Here is a 19,569-nt window from a genome sequence, read left to right on the forward strand (position 1 = left end):
CTGCTCATATAAAGTCTGCGTCAATAAGGCGTCTACGCGCTCGCAGGGCTTTCAAACCTGGCCGTTGCCCACCGTCTGCGTGCGGGCCGACGGAAAGGACGGTTGTCGCCGCTCTGTTCGTCGACGCCGAGTGCCGAAGGCGAGGTGCCGGGCAGGCGCCGCCCGCCTGCACCGCGTGATCGGCGGGCGGCCTTGGTCTCCGTTTCGTGTTCGCGGGCATCGGCGGGGGGTTCAGCGGGCGGGCCGGCCGGGATGGTAGGGGGCGCGGAAGGCAGCGGGTGTGATGCCGGTTCGCTGGGTGAAGTACTTGGTGAAGTTGCTGGGGTCCGGGAAGCCGAGGCGGGCGGCGATGGAGACGACGGGGGCGTCGTCGTGGGCGAGGAGGCGTTTGGCTTCCAGGATGACGCGCCGGTCGATGTAGTCCTTGGCGCCGACGCCGGCCGCGGCCAGGGACGCCCGGGTCAGGGTGCGCGGCGCGTAGCCGAGCGCCTGGGCGTAGTGGCCGACGTCCCGGGCGTGGGCGAAGTCGCTCTCGACTGCGCGGCGGAACCGCTGGAACGTCTCCGCGCCCTCGCCGGGCGGGGTGCCTACGGGAGTGGCCTGGTGGGTCAGCCGCAGCAGGAGTACGCCGAGCAGGCGTTGGAGGATGGCGTTACGGACGGGTGGCGGTGTGCCGTCGGCGGCGGCCTCGTGGGCGAGGTGGTCCAGGGCCCGGTGCAGGGCGGCGACGTCGTCGCCGGCCGCCTGCCACAGGGTGCGCCCGAACGGGTCGTCCAGGCGTACCTCGGAGGCGGTGTCGGCGTCGAGGAAGTCCGGCTGGAACAGCACGAGGGTGCCGGCGGCGGCGTGCAGGTCGCCGAAGCGCTGCACCTGCCCGGGGCGGACCCACAGCCAGGCACTGCCGGTGACGGCGTAGTCGGTGAAGTCGACCATGTGCCACAGCAGGCCCTGGTCGACCGTGAGCAGCAGGTGGAACTCGGGGCGCTGTGCGCGACCGGAGCCCGCGGCGTCACGGGCGCCCTCGGGGCCGCCGTGACGGCGCATCCGCTCGGACAGGTCGGCTAGCGTCAGGACCTCGATGCCGGTCCTGTCACCGCGGGGCATCACGAAGGGAACCTTCGGGATCGTCGCGTGTCCGTTTTTCACCATGACAGACCTTCTCGTACCTGGGCGGCGACCTCACGCCCTCGTATGTTCAAGCGTGTGCGGGAAGAACGGCCGACGACGGACCGTCCCTTTCCCGGCACACGTATCAGACTGACTTCCACCATTGTCGGAGGTATGGATGTCCGACCGTGTCCGTCTCACCTACGCGTTCGACGCCTACTGCGGCTGGTGCTACGGCTTCGGCCCTGCACGCGTTCGCCGCCGCCAACGCGCACCGGATCGAGCTGCGGGTCCTGTCCGGGGGCCTGTTCACCGGCTCACGCGCCCTGCCCGTGTCGGCGTATCCCCATGTCCCCGAAGCCAACCGGCGCATCGCTCAGCTCACCGGCGTCACCTTCGGTGACGGTTACCGGCGCGCCCTCGCCGAGGGGAGCGCGGTGATGGACTCCACAGACGCGGCCACCGCCCTGACCGCATTGCGGCGGCACGCCCCCGCACGGGCCCTGGAACTGGCCGGTGCCCTCCAGCGCGCCTGGTACGTCGACGGTCGCAGCCTCTCCAACCCCGACGTCCACCGCGCCGTTGCCGCCGAACACGGCCTGGACACCGACGCGGTCGCCGCTTCCTACCGCGATCCGGCCACCCGAACGGAGGCCGAGAGCGAATTCAGGGAGTTGCGCCGACTCGGCGTCGACGCCTGTCCCACCCTGCTCCTGCACACTCCCACTGGCGTCCATCGCCTGGGCGGCCCTGTCACCAGCGCCGCCCAGCTCACCGACGCCCTCGACAAGCACCTCGCCCCCGTCGCCTGACCCACCGCACGACCGCACCACGAACCACGAAGGAAATCCCATGACGCGCATCGCTGTCTTCGGCGCCAACGGCACCATCGGCTCCGCCATCGTCCGCGAGGCCCTGCGCCGAGGCCACCACGTCACCGCCGTCGTCCGCGACCCCGCGAAGGTCGCCGAGCGGCACATCCACCTGACCGTCACCACGGGCGACGTCCTCGACCCCCGGTCGGTCACCGCCGCCGCGAAGGACCAGGACGTCGTCGTCAGCGCCGTCGGCGGCGGCGACGGCCCCGGTCACCTGGCCACCATCCGGCCCGCCGCCGAAGCCCTGACCGAAGGTCTGCGCACCCTCGGCGCGCAGGCCCCCCGCCTGATCACCGTCGGCGGCGCCGGCTCCCTGCGCACCTCCGACGGCAAGCAGGTCTGGGACGCCCCCGGCCTGCCCGACTTCCTCCTGCAGATCATGCACGCCCACGGCGACGCCCTGGACCACTACCGGACCGTCACCGACGTCGACTGGACCAACATCAGCCCCGCGGCGAAGATCGCCCCCGGCCACCGCACCGGCTTCTACCGGACCGCCCTGGACGACCTCGTCACCGACGAACACGGCAACAGCAGCATCTCCGTCGAGGACTACGCCGTCGCCCTCCTCGACGAGATCGAGCGGCCCCGCCACCACCACCAGCGCTTCGCCGTCGGCTACTGACCACCGGCCCGCGCAACCAGGCCCCGGCCCGCCACCCCGGAAGGATGACGGGCCGGCAGCGGCCTCACGCCCGCCTTCCGCCGGGCCGGCGCCGGAAACGTCCGGACCCGCTTGCCGCCACTGTCCGCGGACAGTGCCTTCGACTCGCCCAGCAGGGCGGGGAACGGCTTCACCGTGTGGTACCGGGGCACGAGCGCGGCCCGCATCGCGCCCCGGCCGCGTCCTCGCCCTCGGGCACCAGGAAGACGACCGTGGCCGCCGCGGACGTCACGGCGGCACGCGGGTGCGGCTCCCGTGACGGTGGCGTGCGTCCACGCCCGCCCGTCGCGGGAACGTACGGAACCGCCGCGACCGCTTTGCATCCTCGTACTCGCGGCACGCGTAGGAGTCCCGGATCTCCCACGCGTGCTCGTGCGCCGTCTTCGGCCGCTCGGCGTGCCGCTTCACCACCGACGGGTCCTCGATGCCGGGCTGCGCGGCCAGGCGCTCGACCCCCGGCCGCGGCACGTCGAGCGGATCGTCCGGGAGGAACCGGCCGATGCGGCGCATCGTGCGCATCTGGAGCGCGAAGTCCGGTCGGTGGTGCGTGGAGCGTCGCAACGCGACCGGATCGCGGCCGACGTCGTCCAGGAAGAAGAACCGCTCCACCCCGGGGCGGGGCGGTTCCTCGGCGGACTTCCCGTACGCCTCGGCCTGCTCATCAGGCAGGAACTCCACCGGCACGAGCGGACGGCAGCTGGCGCCGGCACCCGCCCGGCGATCCTTCCGCGCGTGGTGCGCCGACCCGGCGGTCACCGCCACGCAGGTGACGCGGACGTCAGTTCACCACGACATTGTCCCCGGACGACGTCGACGGTCCGGTGGTGGTGTTGCCGTAGTACACCCAGCGCCACGTACCCGTCGTGGAGGCCTTCACGGTCGTCCTGAGACCACCCGAGCTGTCCGCGTACACCTTCTTCACCGTGGTGTAGGAGGCGGCGCCGGAGGGCTTGAACTGCAGGCTCACCAGGCGGCCTCCGTAGGAGGCGTACTTCCTGGTCTCCCAGTTGGCCCGGGTGACCTTTCCGGTCACGGTGATGGTCTTGTCCTTGGCCACCGGTTCCGGCGAGGCGTTGACGGTCAGGCGGGAGTTGCGCTTGACGTGGACCGTCAGACCCTCGTCGTCGGTGTCACCACCGTCGCCCTTGAAGAACACCCGGGCCGCGACCTTCCAGGCCCCGGCCTCGCTGTTGCGCATGTCCCACACGCTCGGGTCGAAGTAGATCGTCTCGTTGAAGTCGCAGACGCCCGCGCTCACCTTGATGCAGTCGCTCGTCTCGATGGCGTGCCACAGCTCGTCCCCGCCCTCCGCAGGACCGCGGTACAGGAACACCGCTGGGTACTCCCACGCCTGCGTGGTCGTCATCCGGAAGGAGGCGGGCGCCGTGACCTCGTTCGACACCCCGATCACGATCGGCTTGCCGCCGTTCACCTGGACACGGGTGAACGAGACACCACCCTCGGCCGCCCCGGCCGGCACGGCGGCCACGGCCGTGAACACCACCGCCGCACCACCGGTCACGGCGGCTCTCCAGACCTGCTTCCCCACCTGGTCCCCAATCTCCGTACGGATACGCTCCCGAAGGCACGTCCCTCCGGTGCCTTACAGACAGCCGACGTCCCCACGGAGTTGTGCGCCCGCGCATCACAATGCGGTCTCGGACAGTCCACGCCTGAGTTCGGCGCGTCCGGGCGCCCGGTACACGGTGCGGGTGGCGCAGACGTGCGAGCGGGGCGGCTCCCCCCACTGGACCCGCTGGCACACCCCCGATCCGGTCCCGCCGAGGCCCTCGTCGGCGTAGGCCCGGCGAGCTCCACGCCGGCAAGGGTGTTACGACTACCGCCACCTGCGGCGATGGCCGGCACGGCGAGGCGTCCGGCACCTCATCGCCCGCGAGGGCGTCGATTGCGGCACGCGCCGGCGCGGGTTCGGGTCAGCCGGCGGAGGGGACGCCGTCCTCGTGGGCGTCGAGCAGCTCGTCCCAGTGCTCGGACGCCCATCGGCACGCGGCGGCCAGCGGTTCCAGCGCGCTGCGGCCCAGCGGTGTCAGCGCGTACTCCACCCGCAGTTTCGGGTCGGCGTGCACCGTGCGTGACACGAACCCGTTCCGCTCCAAGCCGCGGAGCGACTGGGTGAGCGCCTTCGGGGTGACGCGGCGCAGTGGCACGCGGAGTTCGGAGTATCTGCGCGGGCCGTCCTCCAGGCAGCGGAGGACCAGGGGCGCCCATTTGTCACCGAAGCGGAAGGGCAGCAGCGGGGACGGGCACAGCTCGTCGAACAAGTCGGCCGGCAGCGGTGGCCGTTGCGTCATCGAGGGTCTCCCGTCTGCGGTCTTGGTATCCAGATGGTGACCGACCTTCTGGATATCTTCCGGAGCATCGGCTCGGCGGCAGGTATTCCGACGACGGGCAGGTTCGTGGTTCTCGGGGCGGGTGGCCGTCTGCCCGCTCGACGACCTCACCGATCCGCGCCCGTCCTCCTCCGGCCGGAAGGCAGCCGGCGTGCCGATGTGCACCTCATCGGAGTAACGGGCGTCGGACGAACGCCACCATTTCGACCTGTAAAGGTAAGGCAGGACATTATGCGTGCAGCCCGCTTCCATGAATACGGCGGAGCGGAGAGCCTGGTGATCGAGCAGGCTCCCGAGCCCCACCCCGGACCTGGTGAGATACGTGTCCGCGTCGCGGCGGCCGGCGTCAATCCCATCGACTGGAAGCTGCGCGCCGGCGCCCTGCGCCAGCTGTTTCCCCTGGAGCTGCCCGCCATTCCCGGGCGGGACGCCGCCGGCGTGGTCGACGAGGTCGGGGACGGGGTGCAGGGGGTGAGCATCGGCGACCGCGTCTTCGGGCTGGGCGGTGTCACCGGCGCGACCGCGGAGCTGGCCATCCTCTCGGCCTGGGCCCACGCCCCCGACACGTGGAACGACGAGCAGGCCGCGGGCGCCGCTCTCGCGTCCGTGACCGCGATGCGCGGCCTGGACGCGCTCGGCTCCCTCGCAGGGCGCACCCTTCTCATTGAGGGTGCCGCCGGAGGTGTGGGCAGCGCGGCGGTCGAGATCGCTGTGTCACGAGGTGCCACCGTGATCGGGACGGCCGGCGAACGCAACCACGAGTTCCTCACCTCTCTCGGCGCCGTTCCCACGACCTACGGCCCCGGCCTCGCGCAGCGTCTCTCCGCTCTCGCTCCGCACGGCGTCGACCTCGTGCTCGACACCGCGGCCTCCGGATCCCTGGACGACCTCGTCGCGATCACGGGCGACCCGACGCGCGTCGCGACGGTCGCCGACCACGCGGGCGGGCAGCGCCTGGGCACGCACGTGGTCAACGCGGAGAACGACTCCTCCCTCCTGTCCGCGGCCGCGGAACTGGGCCGGCAGGGCCGCTACACACCGCGTGTCGAACAGACCTACCGCCTGGAGCGGATCGTCGACGCCCACGCGCACGCCGAGCGCGGACGCACGCGCGGAAAGATCGTGATCTGCGTCTGAAGACGCCTGACCCGCCACGCCCTCGTTCCGCCGACACGTCCTGAACCGCATGATCACGTGGACGTCCTTGGCCGGTGACCGGCCAAGGACGTCCGAGGTACGGCGCTGCTGAAACCGAGCACCACGAGCAAGAGGCCAAGCTCGGTGCCCGGTGGGAGTCCGGCCCGGACGGACCGGGCCGGCCGCCGTCGGCGTTTACCTGACGTGGAAACCGTAGACGTGGTAGGTGTCGGCGCCGGTGAAGGGGGCCGACGTGTGGGGCGGGAGCACTTCGACGTCCCATCCGAAGTTCGTCCTCCAGAAGACGACCACTTCGTGGGCGCCCGAGGAGAAGGAGGTGACGCCGCCCTGCTCGAGCGGGACGTCACCGGGGCCGGTCCAGCACCGGGTGTGCTCCATGCCGTTCTCCAGGTACGTCACCTTCACGGCATCCGTGCCGGCGCTGCAGTCGATCTCCTCGGTGGCTAAGGCGGGGGCCGCCGGGAGCGCGACGCTCATCGCGACGGCCGCCATGGCGCTCAGCGCCAGTTTCTTGGGTCGGTTCTTCATGGTGTCGTGGTTCCTTCCGGTCAGAGCTCCGATGGGACGGAGCTTTAGATGAATCGTCAACCATCAACTGGCTTCGCTTCAATGCCCCGGTGTCATCTCCTCGCGAGCCGGCCGGCGGCGGTGGCCGCGGGCGCTCCGGCCGGGAACGCCGGGCGTCCCGGAGGAACGGGGCCCTCCGGACGGGCCGGGGAGGATCGCCGCTGCCGGGGCCTCGTCCGGGACGAGGGCGGTCCTGAGGCACTGGCCGAAGCCGTCGTCCGGACCGTTCGGTGACGGCCGCGGCGGGCGAACGGCGCCGCCCGCGGGCAACCGGTCCGGACGTCGTCGGCGCCTCAGTGCTGGATCAGGCCGCCGACCGGGACGGCGGCGACGTGACCGGTCGCCGGAAGCGTCCGGGCCAGGGTGAGGCCGATGTCGACCAGTGACGACCGACGCAGGCGAGCGACGTCGGGAACCGGAGTCCAGACGGATTCGACGACTGCGCCGTCCGGCTCGGGCCGCAGCCGGCCGCCGGTGATGCGGACCTGGTAGAAGACGCCGACGTTCTGATGGTCCGGCCCGCCGGGAACCGTACGCTCGGCCGCGGGGATCACCCGGGAGTCCACACCCAGCAGGCGTTCGACCACTGCCTCGCAACCGGTCTCCTCGGCGACCTCCCGGATCACCGCGTCGAACGGATCCTCCCCGTGCTCGACCCCGCCACCCGGAAGGGACCAGCTGCTCTCGCCCTTGGGTGACACGTGACGGACGAGCAGTACCCGCCCGCCCTCGGTGCACACGGCGTACGCCGCAAGCCGGAAGTTCATTCCCCGCACCTCCCGCCGGATCCTGCCCCGGCGTCCAGGATCCATGCGGCGCCGTGGGCGCAGAGGGGAGCCGGATCGGCTCACGCCCGGAGCCACGTCGGTTCCGCGCGGTGCCGGCCCCGGTCAGGTCCTCACCGGCGTGCCCCGTGCCGGACGGGTTCCTCCAGCAACCGGCGGGCCGCGCGCCCGGTCCTCAGCGACTCGCCGTGGCGGCACGACGCCCCGGTGCGCAGGGACTCGGAGCGGGCCACGGACGACAGGACCTCGCCGGTTTCCCGCGGGCCGCCGAACTGGAAACCGAGCTGGGTCGTGTAGCACCGCGCCGCGGCGATCTTGTCCGCCAGGACGGCGCCGATGTCGACCGTCACCTCACCCGCGTCCACCTCACCCACGTCCACCTCACCCGCGCCCGCTTCGCCCGCGTCGGCGTCCTCCGCGTCCCCGGGCACGCCGCGCCGGAGTCCGGCGCCGGGCGGCGGCGTGCGGGCGACGTAGGGCACGTCACGCCACCAGCCGGTCCGCGAGGGGGGTGCGGTGGCGGCCGCCGCGCGGGCGGTGAGCAGGTGGTCGACGTGGCCGCCGATCGCCTGGGGGGCGAGGACGAGGTCCGCCCGCGCCAGGTGGGGACGGAGCAGCTGCCGCAGCTGCGCCTCGGCCGTGTCGCCGGGGCGGGGAGGCGTGAAGAGCTCCGGCGCGCTGCGGTATCCCCGGTGCGGCGCCTCGGGCAGCGGGAGGTGGACCGGGGCGAGCGTGCCCAGCCTCCGCTGTGCGGCCCTGTCCTCGGCACGGCGCAGGGCCATGTAGTCCACGTCGGCGGGCAGCCCCTTGTCGAGCTGGGTGGACAGCGCGAAGGGGCAGGGGTCGGCGACCGAGGCGGTGAAGCAGGTGACGACCCGCACGCGCCAGCCCGTCCGGGACAGCAGCGCCAGCACTCCTCCGACGGAGAAGACCGCGTCGTCCAGGTGCGGGCTGACGGCGACGGCGGTGCGGGCGGCGGTCACGTGCGCGCTCACAGCAGGTGGGGTTCGCGGCGGAACCGGCAGGACAGGTCCACGGCCGGCTCCGCGGACGGGCCGGCCGGGAACCGCGGGGGCGTCGTCGTCCTCGGCCGCGCCGCGCACGTCTCCTCGTACACGGCGCAGATGCGCGCGGCGGCCACCGGCCACGACCACCGGGTCCGCACGTGCCGCAGCGCCGTGCGGGCGAGGCGGTGGCGCAGCGCCGCGTCGTCGAGCATCCGGCCGACGGCTCCGGCCAGGGCCCGGGGATCGCGCGGCGGCGCCAGCAGTCCGTTGACACCGTCGCGCACGCAGTCCACCACGCCGACCACCTCGGTGGACACCACCGGAAGTCCGCTCGCCATCGCCTCCAGGATGGTGTTGGAGAAGCCCTCGGCCCAGGTGGGGCTGACGAAGACGTCACCCCTGCGGTAGACGGCGGGGGCGTCGTGGTAGCCGGTGGGGCCGAGCACCTCCACGGCGCCGGCCAGGTCGGGCTGCCGTGCCCGGCGGGTCAGCAGGGCCAGGTCGGGGCCGGTGCCGGAGACCAGCAGCCGCAGCCTTCTCCCCCCGGCCCGCAGGAGCCGTACCGCCTCCAGCAGGTCGAGGACGCCTTTGCGGACGTCGATCCGGCCGTGGTACAGCAGCACCGGCGGATCACCGAGGGTTCCGGGCCGCCGTCCGGGCACGGGGCGGAAGAGGCGGGTGTCGGTGGCTCCGGGGACCACGGTGAAGCGTTCGGCCGGCACCCGGTGGCGGGCGGCGACCTCGGCCCGGAAGGAGGAGGAGCCGATCAGCAGGGCCGACGCGTCCCGCAGCACCCGGCGGATCGCCGTGCGGTGGGTGGTGCAGCAGGTGCCGACCCAGTGGCCGTCGCCGCCTTGGATGGAGACCACGGCGGGGATCCCGAGCCGGTCGGACGCCTCCAGCACGGCCAGACCCGGCGGATAGCCGTACTGGGCGTGCAGCACGTCCAGCGGCTGCCGGGCGTGCAGGCCGGCGATCGTGTCGCGCAGCGCGGCCACGTCGGTCTCGAAGTCGGCGGGCAGTCCGTCGCCCACGGACTGTTCGCCCACGGACTCCAGCGCCACCAGGCGCACGCCGTCGGGGACCCGTTCGGGCGGGGGAGGGCCGCCGCCGTAGACGGCGCGGCCCCGGCGGTCGCCGCGGTACTGGGACACCAGGGTGACCTCGTGGCCCGCCGCGGTCAGGGCCCGCAGCAGGTTCTCCGCGTAGGCGCTCATGCCTGACACGGCCGGCCAGTAGCGCCGTGAGACGAAGCAGATCCTCATCGCGCCCCCTCCGGCGCGCCGACGCGGTGGGCGAGCGCGCCGTCGGCGGCGCGTTCGGCGCCGCGCAGTGCCTCCAGCGCGGTGCGCACCAGGGTGTCGGCGCGGTGCGCGTCCCGGGACAGCTCCAGGCTGACCAGCCCGCCGTACCGCACGGCGCGCAGCGCGCCGAGGACGGCGGGCAGGTCCATGTCGCCCTCGCCCGGGGCGCGGTGCTCGTGCCGGCCGCGGGGCATGTCCTCCACGGCGACCGCGCCGAGGTCCCCGGCGTGCCGCACCACCGCCCGGTCCGGCGTCAGGTCGCCGGCGACCAGGCAGTGCCCGGTGTCCAGGGCCAGGCGCAGGCCCGGGACGAGGGCGGCCAGCCGGGACCAGCCGGCGCAGTCCTCGACGAGCATGCCCGGCTCGGGTTCGAAGGCGGCGGTCACGCCCCGTTCGGCCGCGTGCTCCGTGACGGCGCGCACCCCCGCCACCAGGTGGTTCCAGGCCGTCCCGCCCGGGGAGGTGTCCGTGCCCGCCGCCGGGACGCCCGCCCAGAAGGAGACCGCCTCGCTGCCCAGGTCGGCGGCGATGTCCACGCACAGGCGCAGGAACGCCAGGCGGCGGGCGCGGCCGGCCGGGTCGGGGGTGATCAGGGTCGGCTCGTGCTTGTGCCGCGGGTCCAGCAGGAAGCGCGCCCCGGTCTCCACGGTGCTGCCCAGGCCCAGGCGGTCCAGGCGGCGGGCCAGCGCCGCCGTGCGGGCGGCCAGGCGGGGCGCGAAGGGGTCGTGGTGGGCCACGTCCACGGTGAGCGCGACTCCGTCGTACCCGGCGTCGGCGAGCAGCGCCAGCGCGTCGTGCAGACGGTGCGAGGTCATGCCGTTGGTGTTGTAGGCGTAGCGCAGCCGGTCGGCGGAGGGGGTCATCGGGTCGCTCCCGCGGTGGTGCGGGCCAGTGCGTGGCGGTCGGGTTCGCGGTAGAGCGGGTACAGCGCGCCCACCGTCTCGCGCGCGGCGTCGACGTCGAACCAGGCGGGGCCGCCCAGCCGTTCGCGGGCGCCGGGCGTCAGGTGGACCGGCCTCGCCCCCGGGGAGGGGAGCGGCCCCACCCCGGCCAGCGGGTGCCCGCGCTCCATGAGCCTGCGCACGCCGCGTTCGCCGATCCTTCCGTAGGACATCGTCTCCACCTCCATGCCGGGGACGAGCGCCTTGACCGCGTGCGCCCCGGGGCCGCCCGCCTCGATCACCAGGACGTCGAAGTCCTCCAGCCGCCGCAGCAGGTCCTCCAGGAGGGCGGCGGGGTCGTCCAGCGAGCCGGGCGGCACGGTCGGCAGGGAGGAGAAGGGCACGCCGGAGCGCCGGGAGAGCACGGTGGGCTCCAGCAGTTCCCGCAGGCGCGGGGCGTCCAGGGCGGCCCAGGCCCTCATCGCCGACAGCGCCCGGGGCTCCTGCGGGGCCAGGGGCGAGGAGAGTTCGCGCTCGAGGTACCCGGGCGGGGCGACGCGGGCGGCCGTCTCCAGCGGGCCGTGGAAGAAGACCTTGCGCGCGCGGGAGGAGACGTACTCCGTGAGCGCCTTGCGCAACGCCGTCTCGCGGTCCGGGTGGGCGGCCTCGCCGCACGCGGTGAGGGTCAGCGGCCCGTCCTCCCGCGTGCCCGGGGAGGCGTCCGCGCCGACCACGTGGACGTCGGCCATGCCGAACTGGGTGGAGGCGAGTTTGGGCAGCACCTCGACGCCGGCCTCCCGCAGCCGGTCCAGGACGTGGCGGGTGACCGGGTCGCCCACCTCGTCCAGGTCGACGACCACGCCCTCGTCCATGGCGCGGTGCGCGGTGGCGTTGCCGTCGCGCTGGAGGATCTCCAGCAGTGCGTGGGACAGGGCCCGCTCGGGGGTGTCCCCGGCTCCCAGGCCGTTGGTGACCGGTGTGGTCAGCCAGCCGCCGGGCGGGGGGCCGCCGGGCAGGTCCGAGCCGCAGGACGCGGCGAACTCGGCGGGCACCAGCACCTCCTCGCCGGTGCGGTACCGGCGTGCGGGCACCCATTCCAGGGGGCGTTCGGGGGTGTAGTCCGCGCCGGCCGGCAGCACGAGGCCGACCGGGTCGGCGACCCGGTCCCGGCCGCGTTCGCGCACCAGTTCCGCGTAGGAGGCGCGGCGGCGCCCGGTGCGGGCCAGGCGCCGTGCCAGCAGCACCTCCTCGGTGAGTTCGCCGTAGGCGCCGATGCGGGCCTGGGCGAGGTCCGCCCCGTACCCGCAGGCGCCCTTGCGGACGCCGGCCGGGTCCAGGTGGTCCGCCGACACGACCGGCAGGCCGGTGCGGTCGGCGGCGCTGATGTCGAAGTCCTGCTGCTCGCCGGGGGCGAGCGCCGCGCGGTAGGCGCCGACCACCGGGTGCTCGCCGGCGCTCATCGGCCGGCTCCCAGCGGGAGGGGGGCCGTGTCGGGCCGGCCGGCCAGCTGGTGGTCGAACAGGCGCAGGACGTCCGCGGTGGTGACCGGGGCGGCGAACTCGAAGGGGGTGGCCACCGCCTCGAAGTCCAGTGCGCCGATCACCGAGCGGTAGTGGCGCACCTCGTCGTGGGAGAGCGGTACGCGGGCGTGGTAGGCCTTGTGGCAGGACAGGGCGCGCGGCACGGTGCCGTCCAGGTCGACCTTGAGGGCGTCGCCGCAGAACAGGATCCTCCGGCGTTCGTCGTGCAGCACGCAGTGGCCGGGGAAGTGGCCGCCGGTGCGGTGCACGGTCAGGCCGGGGGCCAGCTCGAGGCGCTCGTCCACCGGCCAGGTGACCCGGAACGCCTTCGTCCAGGTCAGGTCCTGCACGCCGACGGCCACCACGGGCGGGTCGAAGCGCTCCTGGAGCTGCCACAGTGCTCCGTAGCCGTGGACGTGGCTGGCGCCCAGCCGGGTGACGCCGCCGAGCCGTTCGATCTCGGCCAGTGCGTCGGGCGGGTAGTAGGGGGCGGCCTCCCAGGCGACGTTGCCGCCCTCGGCCTCGATCAGCCAGCCCGTCGGGCCCAGGCCGAAGGACGGCAGGGTGCGGAATCCGGTGACGCCCGGCGCGGGCCGGTGCCATCGCGCCTCGAGGAGGGCTCCGACCGTCTTCTCGTCGGGGATGTCCCAGCCGTCCTCGGGCAGTGCGTTGCGCACGTCGCAGCAGACCGGGCAGGCGGGGGGGACGGTGAACCACCGTTGCCAGTGACCGCAGTGGGCGCAGGCGTACATCGTCAGGGTCATCGTCGGCCTTCCTCGACGGGGGACGGGGACGGGGACGGGGCCGGGCGGGAGCGGGACAGGGCCTCCAGCAGCAGCCGGTGCAGGGCCAGGTCGCGCTGCAGCGGCCAGGGCCAGGCCCGCCGCACCGGACGGCCGGCGCGCACCGCGACCGCGGCCGAGGAGAACTCCCGCACCTGGACGGCGAAGGGGGACGTGCCGGTGTCGAACGGCACGGGGACGCGGCGCGCGGTGCGCGCGCCGGTGAGCCAGAGCCTGCCGCCGGCGTCCTGGCCCAGGGTGTCGACGGCGGTCAGCTGTCCGAGGGTGCCGACGACCTCCAGCCGGCGGCGGGGCAGCGTGTCCGGGGTGTTGTAGGCGACGTGCAGGCAGACCAGCACCCCGCCGCCGGTCCGGCCGGCCAGGACGGCGCCGTCGTCGACCGGGTAGGGGTGCACCCGGTGCTGCACCTGCGCGGTCAGCTCCGTCACGTCGTCCCCGCCGAGCAGGACGCCCGTCAGGTCCAGTCCGTGCGGTGCCAGGTCCAGGGCGGCCCCGCCCCCCGCCCGCGCGGGGTCGGCGCGCCAGTTGTCGTACGGGCGGCCGTCGGGCGACCAGGCGGGCGGCAGCCAGCAGCAGTAGGTGATGCGCACCGCGGTGACCGTGCCCAGCGCCCCGGAGGCCACCGCCTCCCGCACGGCCCGGTGGGCGGGGTGGAAGCGCTGGTCGTAGGCGGTCGCCGCCAGGACGCCTGCCCGCCGGCAGGCGTCGGCCAGCCGTTCGGCGTCGGCGAGGTCGGCGGCCAGGGGTTTCTCGCACAGCACCGCGGCCCCCGCCGCGGCGGCCGCGGCGGCCGCGGGGCGGTGGAGGTGGTTGGGCGTCGCGACGTACACCGCGTCGGGCCGGTGGACGGCCAGCAGGGCGTCCAGGCCGGGAGCGGTCCGGGCGCCCGGCGCCCGGACCGCCAGCCGGGCGGCGGCCGCGGGGTCGGGGTCGGTCACGGCGACCAGCCGGGGCACCGTGCCGCCGGACCGGCCGGCGGCGGCCGCCAGCAGTCCGGGCAGGAAGTGGTCCCGGGCCACCCATCCGCATCCGGCGACCGCCCACCGGCACACGGTGGAGGGGGCGGTCCGCCCGTCCGGCGCGTTCACCAGCGCTCCGGGAGGTCCAGCAGCACCCGGCGGCGGGCCAGGCCGGCCACCTCCGGGGTCAGCCGCCCGGCCCGGGCGTCGTCGAGCAGGGCGGGGGAGACGCGGATCCGGTCGGGCAGGTAGGCGCGGGCGGCGGGGCCGTACTCGTCGTGCCAGCGTTCCTCCGGCCAGTGCAGCAGACCGTCGCGGTAGAGCGGGTTGAGGCGCAGGGGCCGTCCGGGGACGGGCCGGTCCGGGGACAGCGGACCGTGTCCGGGGGGCGGGGGCGGGGCGCTGACCAGGGCCATGGCCTCGCAGCCGGCCAGCTCCCCCGGCGTGCGCGGCCGGGGCGGGGCCCCGGCCAGCAGGGCGCGGGTCAGGTCGGCGTCGTCGTAGCAGACGGCCCCCGGCAGCAGCGCGCGCCATCCGTCCGGATCCAGCGGCAGGCCGCTGACCGGTCCGGGGACGAGGGAGTTGTGGCAGTGGCCCAGGACGACGCCGCCGCCGTCGGCGTACGCCAGCGCACGGCGCACCACCTCCTCCTTGCGCGGCAGGAAGTACAGGGCGTCGTGGCAGACCACGTGGGCGGGACGGCCCGGGGGGAGCAGCGGCCACGGGGCCGTGACGTCGGCGCACACCAGGCGCGCGCGGGGGGCGACGAAGTGCCGGGCCAGCCACAGTTTGGCGAAGACCACGTCGATCCCGGTCACGTCCCGGTGCCCGCGCAGCTGCAGTTCCCGCAGCAGGTGTCCGGCGCCGCAGGCCAGTTCGAGCACCGGCAGGGGGCCGGGGGAGTGCCGGGCGGTCAGGGCGAGCACGGCAAGCCAGGTCGGATCGCTCCAGCGGTGCAGGAAGTACGTTCCGACCCTGCCCATGCCCAGCAGCCTCACCGCCTCGCGCAGGGTGGCCGCCCCCAGCGCGGCGCGCAGCGCGCCGGGGGTGGGAGCCGGGCCGTCCCACCAGTCGTCGGCGTCGGCCAGCAGGACGAGCGCGGCGCCGTCCCGGTCGCCCTCCTCCACCCGGCGCACCGCCCGCTCGCGCAGCTCCTCGCGGCCGGTGCGCAGCCAGGGGATGCCCGCCACGACGGGCCAGCGCCGTTCGCCGTCGGACAGCAGTCCGGGTCCGCAGGGCCGCAGTGGCGCTCCGTTGCCGGGGCTGACCAGGCCGGCCGCGGCCCGTGCCGCGTCTCTGGCCGTCGCGTCCGCGGCGGCCGCGTCTTCGGCCGCCGCCCGGCCCGCGGTCTCCTTCACGCCGTCCCCGCCGCGTCCAGGACGGCCCGGTGGAAGCCGGACACCGCGCAGGGATGCACCAGGTCCAGGTCCTCCAGGGCCTGCTCGGCGGTGAAGGCGGCGGCCCGCGCGTGGTGGCGGACCTGCAGCACGCGGTCGATGACGTCGGCGGCGTGGAAGGCCCGCGCGGCCGGGGTATCGGCCCCCTCGCGCAGGGCGAGCAGCGGTTCCACGCGTGCCGCGAGAGCGGCGGGCAGAGCGGCGAGCGCCTGCCGGGTCAGCCGCGCGAGGACCGCGGGCAGGTGTCCGCCCAGCAGTTCCTCCCCGGCGAAGCCCGCGTCGGGCAGGACGGCGTTGTGCAGGTGGTGGGCCAGGCCGAGCAGGAAGACGTCGCCCGGTGCGGCGCCGAACGCCTCGGCCAGCAGCACTCCGTGGACCGCCACCGCCCAGCAGTGGTCGCCGTGGCTCTCGGGGGGCTCCACGATCAGCCGCGGCCGCCCCGGGCGGGTGGCGCCCGCCCGGGGCTGGGCGCACAGCGCCTCCGCGAACCCGGGGGCCGACCCGTCGTACGGCTCCTCCACCAGCTCCGGCAGCGCCGCGCGCAGCAGGCCGCACGTCGCCGGGGTCATCCGGTCCGCGTGCTGGAGGAGCGAGCGTTCCAGCACGGCCACCGCCTCGTCGGCCGTCAGCCCGCACCGCCGCAGCACCGGCCCGTCGACTCCCGCCAGGCGCGCCCCGGCCACGGCGGCCGCGCACTCGCGCACGGCGATCCTGCCGGGGTCCTCCCCGCGCACCAGTTCCGCCCATGACCGGCGGAAGGCGCGTTCGGCCACCGAGGCTCCGCCGCCGTCGGCCGTGCGGACCCTCTTGAGGTCGCCGGTCTCGCGCAGCAGCGCGGTGGCCGCCCGCAGGGCCTCGCGCGGCACCTCCCCGTCCCGTTCCGAGGGGCGGGCGGCGGCCTGCGTCACGGCCGCCCGCCCGGTGCGGTCCGGCCACCGCCGTCCAGCCAGTCCAGCAGCGCCCGCTCCTGCAGGTGCAGGGCGTGCTCCGGGACGCTCCCGTCGGCGGTCGTCGGGGCCTTGAAGAAGAACCCGAACTGCTCCTGCACCCCGCGCTCCCCGCGGCGCCGCGCCTCGGCCAGCAACCGGATCAGTTCCAGCACCAGCGGGGCGGCCAGGACGGAGTCCCGGCACAGGAAGTCGATCTTCATCTGCATCCGGCGGCCGAGGAAGCCCACGAGGTCGACGTTGTCCCAGGCCTCCTTCTCGTCGCCGCGCGGCCGGTAGAAATCGATGCGCACCCGGTGGTCCTCCACCGGGTAGCCGAGCAGCGCGTCCAGCACCGACTCCTTGGTGGCCGTCTTGCTGGCCAGGGAGTCGGGGTCCTCGAGCGCCCGGCCGTCGCGGTTGCCCAGCAGGTTGGTGGAGTACCAGCCCTCCACCCGCAGCGCCCGCGAGCGCAGGGCGGGGGCGAGCACCGTCTTGAGCATGGTCTGTCCGGTCTTGCCGTCCTTGCCGGCGATCGGCACCCCCTGCCGCTCGGCCAGACGGGTCAGCGCGGGCACGTCGGCCCCGCAGCTGGGGGTGAAGTTCACGTACGGCATGCCCTCCCGCAGGGCCGCGTAGGCGTAGAGCATGGCGGGGGTGATCGCCTCGTCGCCCTCGTCCAGCGCCGCCTCGAACGCCTCGGGCGAGGCGAGGGCCGGGGACGCCGGGTCGGGCAGGCGTTCGGTCGAGGCGAGGTTGACCACGACCACCTCGTCCAGGCCCTGTTCGTCCCGGAAGCGCCGCAGGTCCTCCCGGATGCGCTCCGTGCGCTCGCGCGGGTCGTCGAGCGCCACGACGTGGGCGCCGCTCACCGCGCGGCAGTAGGCCGGGTCCGCCACCGCCGGCCACGGCCGCATCCGCTGGAGCCGGGGGGCGGCGGCCTCGATCTGGGCCGGTTCCAGGACGCGGTGCAGGTGGGCGGCCTTGGCCAGGTCGTCGGCGGACACGTCCCAGCCGCCGAACACCAGCTCCTCGTAGGGCGCCAGGTCCGTGCGCGACGCCAGGGGGAGACCCTCCTGACCGCAGATGCCGAGCCTGAGCAGTTCCACTCCGGCCACGGCGGTCGTCGCGACCGCCCCGCCCAGTCCCACGACGGCGGCGCCCAGCCGCTCCGTCCGGGTGTCCGGATTCCCGTGCCGGGAGGACCGTCCGTCGGTCGGCTCGTGCATCGCTCTCTCCATTCGCCTCGCCCGCGGGACGCGCGACCGGGCTCCGGTCGGGATGCAACGGGCACGGTTGGCGGTCCCGCGTGGTCCGCGGAAGCTTCTCCCGCCGCCGCGGCCGGGTGCGCCGCGGCGACGCCGCCCATCCTCTGCGCTTCCCAGAAACGGCGCATCCGCGGGAAAAGTCACCTTCCAGGTGTTTCGTTGCTGTTTCCGCGGCGGTGACGCTCCGGGACGCCCCCGGCGGGCGCGTCACCCCCGTTCGGCCGCCCGCGCGGACGGGCGGCCGAACGGGTGAAACCCGTTGCCGCCCCGAGGCGTCCCGGCGCCCACGGGCCTGCGGCGGTCGGGAAACCGGCGGTGGACCGCGGGCACGGCCATGACGCGCGGGGTGTGTGCGACACCCCGCGGGCCGCTCCGAGCCTTCCCGGGCCCTCGACCCCGCGGCCGGGGCGGTTCGTCCTCCCTCTCCAGCGACGGTTCGCGGGATGAAGCATCCTCGGGATTCCTGAGGTGTTCCCACTGTGTCCGGCCGGTTCACGACCGGAGTGGGGGCGAGAGGGTTCGGGCCGGCTGCGCCGGCTGCCGTGCGGGACCCGCGCGACGTCCGGCCGCGGCGGACGAACCGGAGCGGTTCGGGACCGACGCGCCGGCGGCGTCCGCGCCGCCCGGACCGGTGCGGCAGCCTGGGCTCCGTCACCGCTGGCGGGCCGGAGAGCAGGCGGCCGTGCCGGCCCGTTCGGCCAGGCGTGCCCCGGCCACGCCGGCCCCGGTCCCTGAGCACGCCGCTGCCCGCCTGACGCGCCCCGCGTCTCACGCGGTCGCGATGACCGGCGGACGCCCCCGCAGCCCTGGAGCGAGCGCCAGGGCTGCGGTGACGGAAGCGGCTGCCATGACCGTCATCGCCGCCGCGGGCGTGGTGAGTTCGGCGACGGTGCCCGCGAGGAGGGCGCCGACGCCCTGCAGGGTGAGCATGCCGGAGGAGTGCAGGCCGAGGGCCTGGCCGCTCAGTTCGTCGGGGGTCAGCCGCATCAGGCGTTCCTGGAGCAGGAGGCTCGCCGCGAAGCTGACGGAGGCCAGGGCGACGGCGGCCGACGCGACGAAGGGGCCCGGTTCCAGGAAGAACAGCAGGTAAGGGACGGCGAGCAGCAGCCGCAGCGGGGCGCCGAGGCGTTCGCGCCACCGCGGCGGGAGGAAACGTCCGGCGAGCGTGTCGCCGACGAGCATGCCGAGCGCGGCGCAGGCGAAGAGCAGCCCCGCGTGCTCGGGGGCGTAGGAGACGTACAGGGACTCGCAGCCCACGACGAGTCCGTTCGGCACCCACAGCGCCAGGTAGACGCAGCGGCGGGGGGCCGACGACCACAGACGGGCGTTGACGCGCCAGGTGGCGGCGGCCGACGGACGGCCGGTGGCGCGGGGCGGGCGGTCGGTGAGGCCGAGGCGGGTGACGGCGGCGGCGGCCCCGTACAGCAGCGCGCCGGTGAGCAGCGCACCACGCGGCGACAGCAGGACGACGAGGAGACCGCCGAGGGCGTAGCCGCAGATCTGCAGGGCGCCGACGGCCATGTTGAGCACCGAGCGGCCGAGCAGATAGCCGTCCTTGGTGAGGACTTCGTTGAGCAGGCCGTAGCGGATCCCGCCGCCCACGGAGCCGATCAGGCCTTCGGCCGCCAGGACCACGAAGACGGCCCACACCGGCAGCCCCGGGACGGCCTGGACGGCGGCGGCCACCGCGAAGGCCAGGGCGAGGCCGGTCATGGCGGCGCGCGGACGGAGCCGGTCGGCGGCCGACAGCAGCGTGGCCGCCCCGACGGCCTGGGCGAGGGAAGGGCCGAACATGGCGAGGGCGGAGAGCAGTGGGGAGCCGGTGGCGGAGTGGACCAGGCTGCCCAGGGCCAGCCCGCTCACCGTGGAAGCGGCCACCGACAGCGCACTGGTGGCGAACAGCGGTGTGAACTCCGGCGTGCGGAACAGTTCTCGGTAGGTGCGCATGGACGGGAGTGTCCGAGGGGCCGCCGCGGCGGCGTTAATGTTTCGCA

Annotated in this window: 18 protein-coding genes and 2 pseudogenes; 4 read left to right on the forward strand and 16 right to left on the reverse strand. The window is 74.8% G+C overall.

Translation table 11 applies throughout. The annotated features are described in order from the left end of the window. Window positions 1-231: 231 nt before the first annotated feature. Window positions 232-1,149, reverse strand: coding sequence for a helix-turn-helix transcriptional regulator (locus A2U95_RS28380; protein WP_166028211.1), 918 nt, complete (start codon window positions 1,147-1,149; stop codon window positions 232-234). A 146-nt stretch (window positions 1,150-1,295) separates the two neighbouring features. Between A2U95_RS28380 and A2U95_RS28385 the strand changes: the two genes are divergently transcribed. Together A2U95_RS28385 and A2U95_RS28390 are read left to right on the forward strand one after the other, a co-directional pair. After that, window positions 1,296-1,919, forward strand: a complete 624-nt coding sequence (locus tag A2U95_RS28385; RefSeq protein WP_240958271.1) for a DsbA family protein — start codon at window positions 1,296-1,298, stop codon at window positions 1,917-1,919. 40 nt (window positions 1,920-1,959) lie between these two features. Further along, window positions 1,960-2,610, forward strand: coding sequence for an NAD(P)-dependent oxidoreductase (locus A2U95_RS28390; protein WP_166028213.1), 651 nt, complete (start codon window positions 1,960-1,962; stop codon window positions 2,608-2,610). 302 nt (window positions 2,611-2,912) lie between these two features. Here A2U95_RS28390 and A2U95_RS28395 read toward each other — a convergent pair. Both A2U95_RS28395 and A2U95_RS28400 read right to left on the reverse strand, forming a co-directional pair. Next, window positions 2,913-3,333 (reverse strand): annotated as a pseudogene (locus tag A2U95_RS28395) (DUF4158 domain-containing protein); the annotation flags it as partial. Between the two features lie 94 nt (window positions 3,334-3,427). After that, on the reverse strand, window positions 3,428-4,198 hold the full coding sequence (locus tag A2U95_RS28400) for a hypothetical protein (protein ID WP_206283091.1): 771 nt from the start codon (window positions 4,196-4,198) through the stop codon (window positions 3,428-3,430). A 209-nt stretch (window positions 4,199-4,407) separates the two neighbouring features. Between A2U95_RS28400 and A2U95_RS28405 the strand changes: the two are divergent. After that, window positions 4,408-4,556: pseudogene (locus A2U95_RS28405) on the forward strand (IS5/IS1182 family transposase); the annotation flags it as partial. Between the two features lie 27 nt (window positions 4,557-4,583). On the opposite strand, the gene A2U95_RS28410 reads toward A2U95_RS28405, so the two are convergent. Continuing rightward, a complete protein-coding gene (locus tag A2U95_RS28410; RefSeq protein ID WP_166028219.1) occupies window positions 4,584-4,961 on the reverse strand; it encodes a winged helix-turn-helix transcriptional regulator in 378 nt (125 codons plus the stop codon). Window positions 4,962-5,231: 270 nt separating this feature from the next. On the opposite strand from A2U95_RS28410, the gene A2U95_RS28415 reads away from it, so the two are divergent. Next, the gene (locus A2U95_RS28415) at window positions 5,232-6,137 is read left to right on the forward strand and encodes an NADP-dependent oxidoreductase (RefSeq protein WP_166028221.1); all 906 of its coding nucleotides are present in this window, start codon (window positions 5,232-5,234) and stop codon (window positions 6,135-6,137) included. 195 nt (window positions 6,138-6,332) lie between these two features. Here the strand turns inward: A2U95_RS28415 and A2U95_RS28420 are convergent, their stop codons facing one another. The 12 genes from A2U95_RS28420 to A2U95_RS28475 form a co-directional block, all read right to left on the reverse strand. Beyond that, the gene (locus tag A2U95_RS28420) at window positions 6,333-6,686 is read right to left on the reverse strand and encodes a hypothetical protein (protein ID WP_166028223.1); all 354 of its coding nucleotides are present in this window, start codon (window positions 6,684-6,686) and stop codon (window positions 6,333-6,335) included. Window positions 6,687-7,018: 332 nt separating this feature from the next. After that, window positions 7,019-7,492, reverse strand: coding sequence for an NUDIX hydrolase (locus A2U95_RS28425; RefSeq protein ID WP_166028225.1), 474 nt, complete (start codon window positions 7,490-7,492; stop codon window positions 7,019-7,021). 131 nt (window positions 7,493-7,623) lie between these two features. Further along, the gene (locus tag A2U95_RS28430) at window positions 7,624-8,505 is read right to left on the reverse strand and encodes a PIG-L deacetylase family protein (RefSeq protein WP_206283092.1); all 882 of its coding nucleotides are present in this window, start codon (window positions 8,503-8,505) and stop codon (window positions 7,624-7,626) included. Then, window positions 8,502-9,734, reverse strand: a complete 1,233-nt coding sequence (locus A2U95_RS28435) for a glycosyltransferase family 4 protein (protein WP_206283093.1) — start codon at window positions 9,732-9,734, stop codon at window positions 8,502-8,504. The genes A2U95_RS28430 and A2U95_RS28435 overlap by 4 nt, the downstream gene beginning before the upstream one ends. 44 nt (window positions 9,735-9,778) lie before the next feature. Continuing rightward, the gene (locus tag A2U95_RS28440) at window positions 9,779-10,684 is read right to left on the reverse strand and encodes a sugar phosphate isomerase/epimerase family protein (RefSeq protein WP_166028229.1); all 906 of its coding nucleotides are present in this window, start codon (window positions 10,682-10,684) and stop codon (window positions 9,779-9,781) included. Continuing rightward, the gene (locus tag A2U95_RS28445; protein WP_166028231.1) at window positions 10,681-12,162 is read right to left on the reverse strand and encodes a YcaO-like family protein; all 1,482 of its coding nucleotides are present in this window, start codon (window positions 12,160-12,162) and stop codon (window positions 10,681-10,683) included. Before A2U95_RS28445 ends, A2U95_RS28440 begins: the two co-directional genes overlap by 4 nt. Then, entirely contained in the window at window positions 12,159-12,986 is an 828-nt protein-coding gene (locus tag A2U95_RS28450) for an MBL fold metallo-hydrolase (RefSeq protein ID WP_166028233.1), read from the reverse strand. The genes A2U95_RS28445 and A2U95_RS28450 overlap by 4 nt, the downstream gene beginning before the upstream one ends. Next, window positions 12,983-14,113, reverse strand: coding sequence for a Gfo/Idh/MocA family protein (locus tag A2U95_RS28455; RefSeq protein WP_166028235.1), 1,131 nt, complete (start codon window positions 14,111-14,113; stop codon window positions 12,983-12,985). The genes A2U95_RS28450 and A2U95_RS28455 overlap by 4 nt, the downstream gene beginning before the upstream one ends. Next, window positions 14,110-15,342, reverse strand: a complete 1,233-nt coding sequence (locus tag A2U95_RS28460) for a class I SAM-dependent methyltransferase (RefSeq protein ID WP_206283094.1) — start codon at window positions 15,340-15,342, stop codon at window positions 14,110-14,112. Before A2U95_RS28460 ends, A2U95_RS28455 begins: the two co-directional genes overlap by 4 nt. Then, entirely contained in the window at window positions 15,339-16,289 is a 951-nt protein-coding gene (locus A2U95_RS28465; protein ID WP_206283095.1) for a hypothetical protein, read from the reverse strand. The genes A2U95_RS28460 and A2U95_RS28465 overlap by 4 nt, the downstream gene beginning before the upstream one ends. Next, a complete protein-coding gene (locus A2U95_RS28470; protein ID WP_166028237.1) occupies window positions 16,286-17,536 on the reverse strand; it encodes an inositol-3-phosphate synthase in 1,251 nt (416 codons plus the stop codon). Before A2U95_RS28470 ends, A2U95_RS28465 begins: the two co-directional genes overlap by 4 nt. 807 nt (window positions 17,537-18,343) lie before the next feature. Beyond that, the gene (locus tag A2U95_RS28475; RefSeq protein WP_166028239.1) at window positions 18,344-19,522 is read right to left on the reverse strand and encodes an MFS transporter; all 1,179 of its coding nucleotides are present in this window, start codon (window positions 19,520-19,522) and stop codon (window positions 18,344-18,346) included. Between the last annotated feature and the right edge of the window lie 47 nt (window positions 19,523-19,569).

The organism is Streptomyces chilikensis (genome assembly GCF_001642695.1).
GTDB lineage: Bacteria > Actinomycetota > Actinomycetes > Streptomycetales > Streptomycetaceae > Streptomyces > Streptomyces chilikensis.

Excerpts from the sequence above, each read along its gene's own strand:
- A2U95_RS28380 (WP_166028211.1), bottom strand. The coding sequence starts at position 1,149 with ATGGTGAAAAACGGACACGCGACGATCCCGAAGGTTCCCTTCGTGATG.
- A2U95_RS28390 (WP_166028213.1), top strand. The coding sequence starts at position 1,960 with ATGACGCGCATCGCTGTCTTCGGCGCCAACGGCACCATCGGCTCCGCC.
- A2U95_RS28410 (WP_166028219.1), bottom strand. The coding sequence starts at position 4,961 with ATGACGCAACGGCCACCGCTGCCGGCCGACTTGTTCGACGAGCTGTGC.
- A2U95_RS28415 (WP_166028221.1), top strand. The coding sequence starts at position 5,232 with ATGCGTGCAGCCCGCTTCCATGAATACGGCGGAGCGGAGAGCCTGGTG.
- A2U95_RS28420 (WP_166028223.1), bottom strand. The coding sequence starts at position 6,686 with ATGAAGAACCGACCCAAGAAACTGGCGCTGAGCGCCATGGCGGCCGTC.
- A2U95_RS28425 (WP_166028225.1), bottom strand. The coding sequence starts at position 7,492 with ATGAACTTCCGGCTTGCGGCGTACGCCGTGTGCACCGAGGGCGGGCGG.
- A2U95_RS28435 (WP_206283093.1), bottom strand. The coding sequence starts at position 9,734 with ATGAGCGCCTACGCGGAGAACCTGCTGCGGGCCCTGACCGCGGCGGGC.
- A2U95_RS28440 (WP_166028229.1), bottom strand. The coding sequence starts at position 10,684 with ATGACCCCCTCCGCCGACCGGCTGCGCTACGCCTACAACACCAACGGC.
- A2U95_RS28445 (WP_166028231.1), bottom strand. The coding sequence starts at position 12,162 with ATGAGCGCCGGCGAGCACCCGGTGGTCGGCGCCTACCGCGCGGCGCTC.
- A2U95_RS28450 (WP_166028233.1), bottom strand. The coding sequence starts at position 12,986 with ATGACCCTGACGATGTACGCCTGCGCCCACTGCGGTCACTGGCAACGG.
- A2U95_RS28470 (WP_166028237.1), bottom strand. The coding sequence starts at position 17,536 with ATGCACGAGCCGACCGACGGACGGTCCTCCCGGCACGGGAATCCGGAC.
- A2U95_RS28475 (WP_166028239.1), bottom strand. The coding sequence starts at position 19,522 with ATGCGCACCTACCGAGAACTGTTCCGCACGCCGGAGTTCACACCGCTG.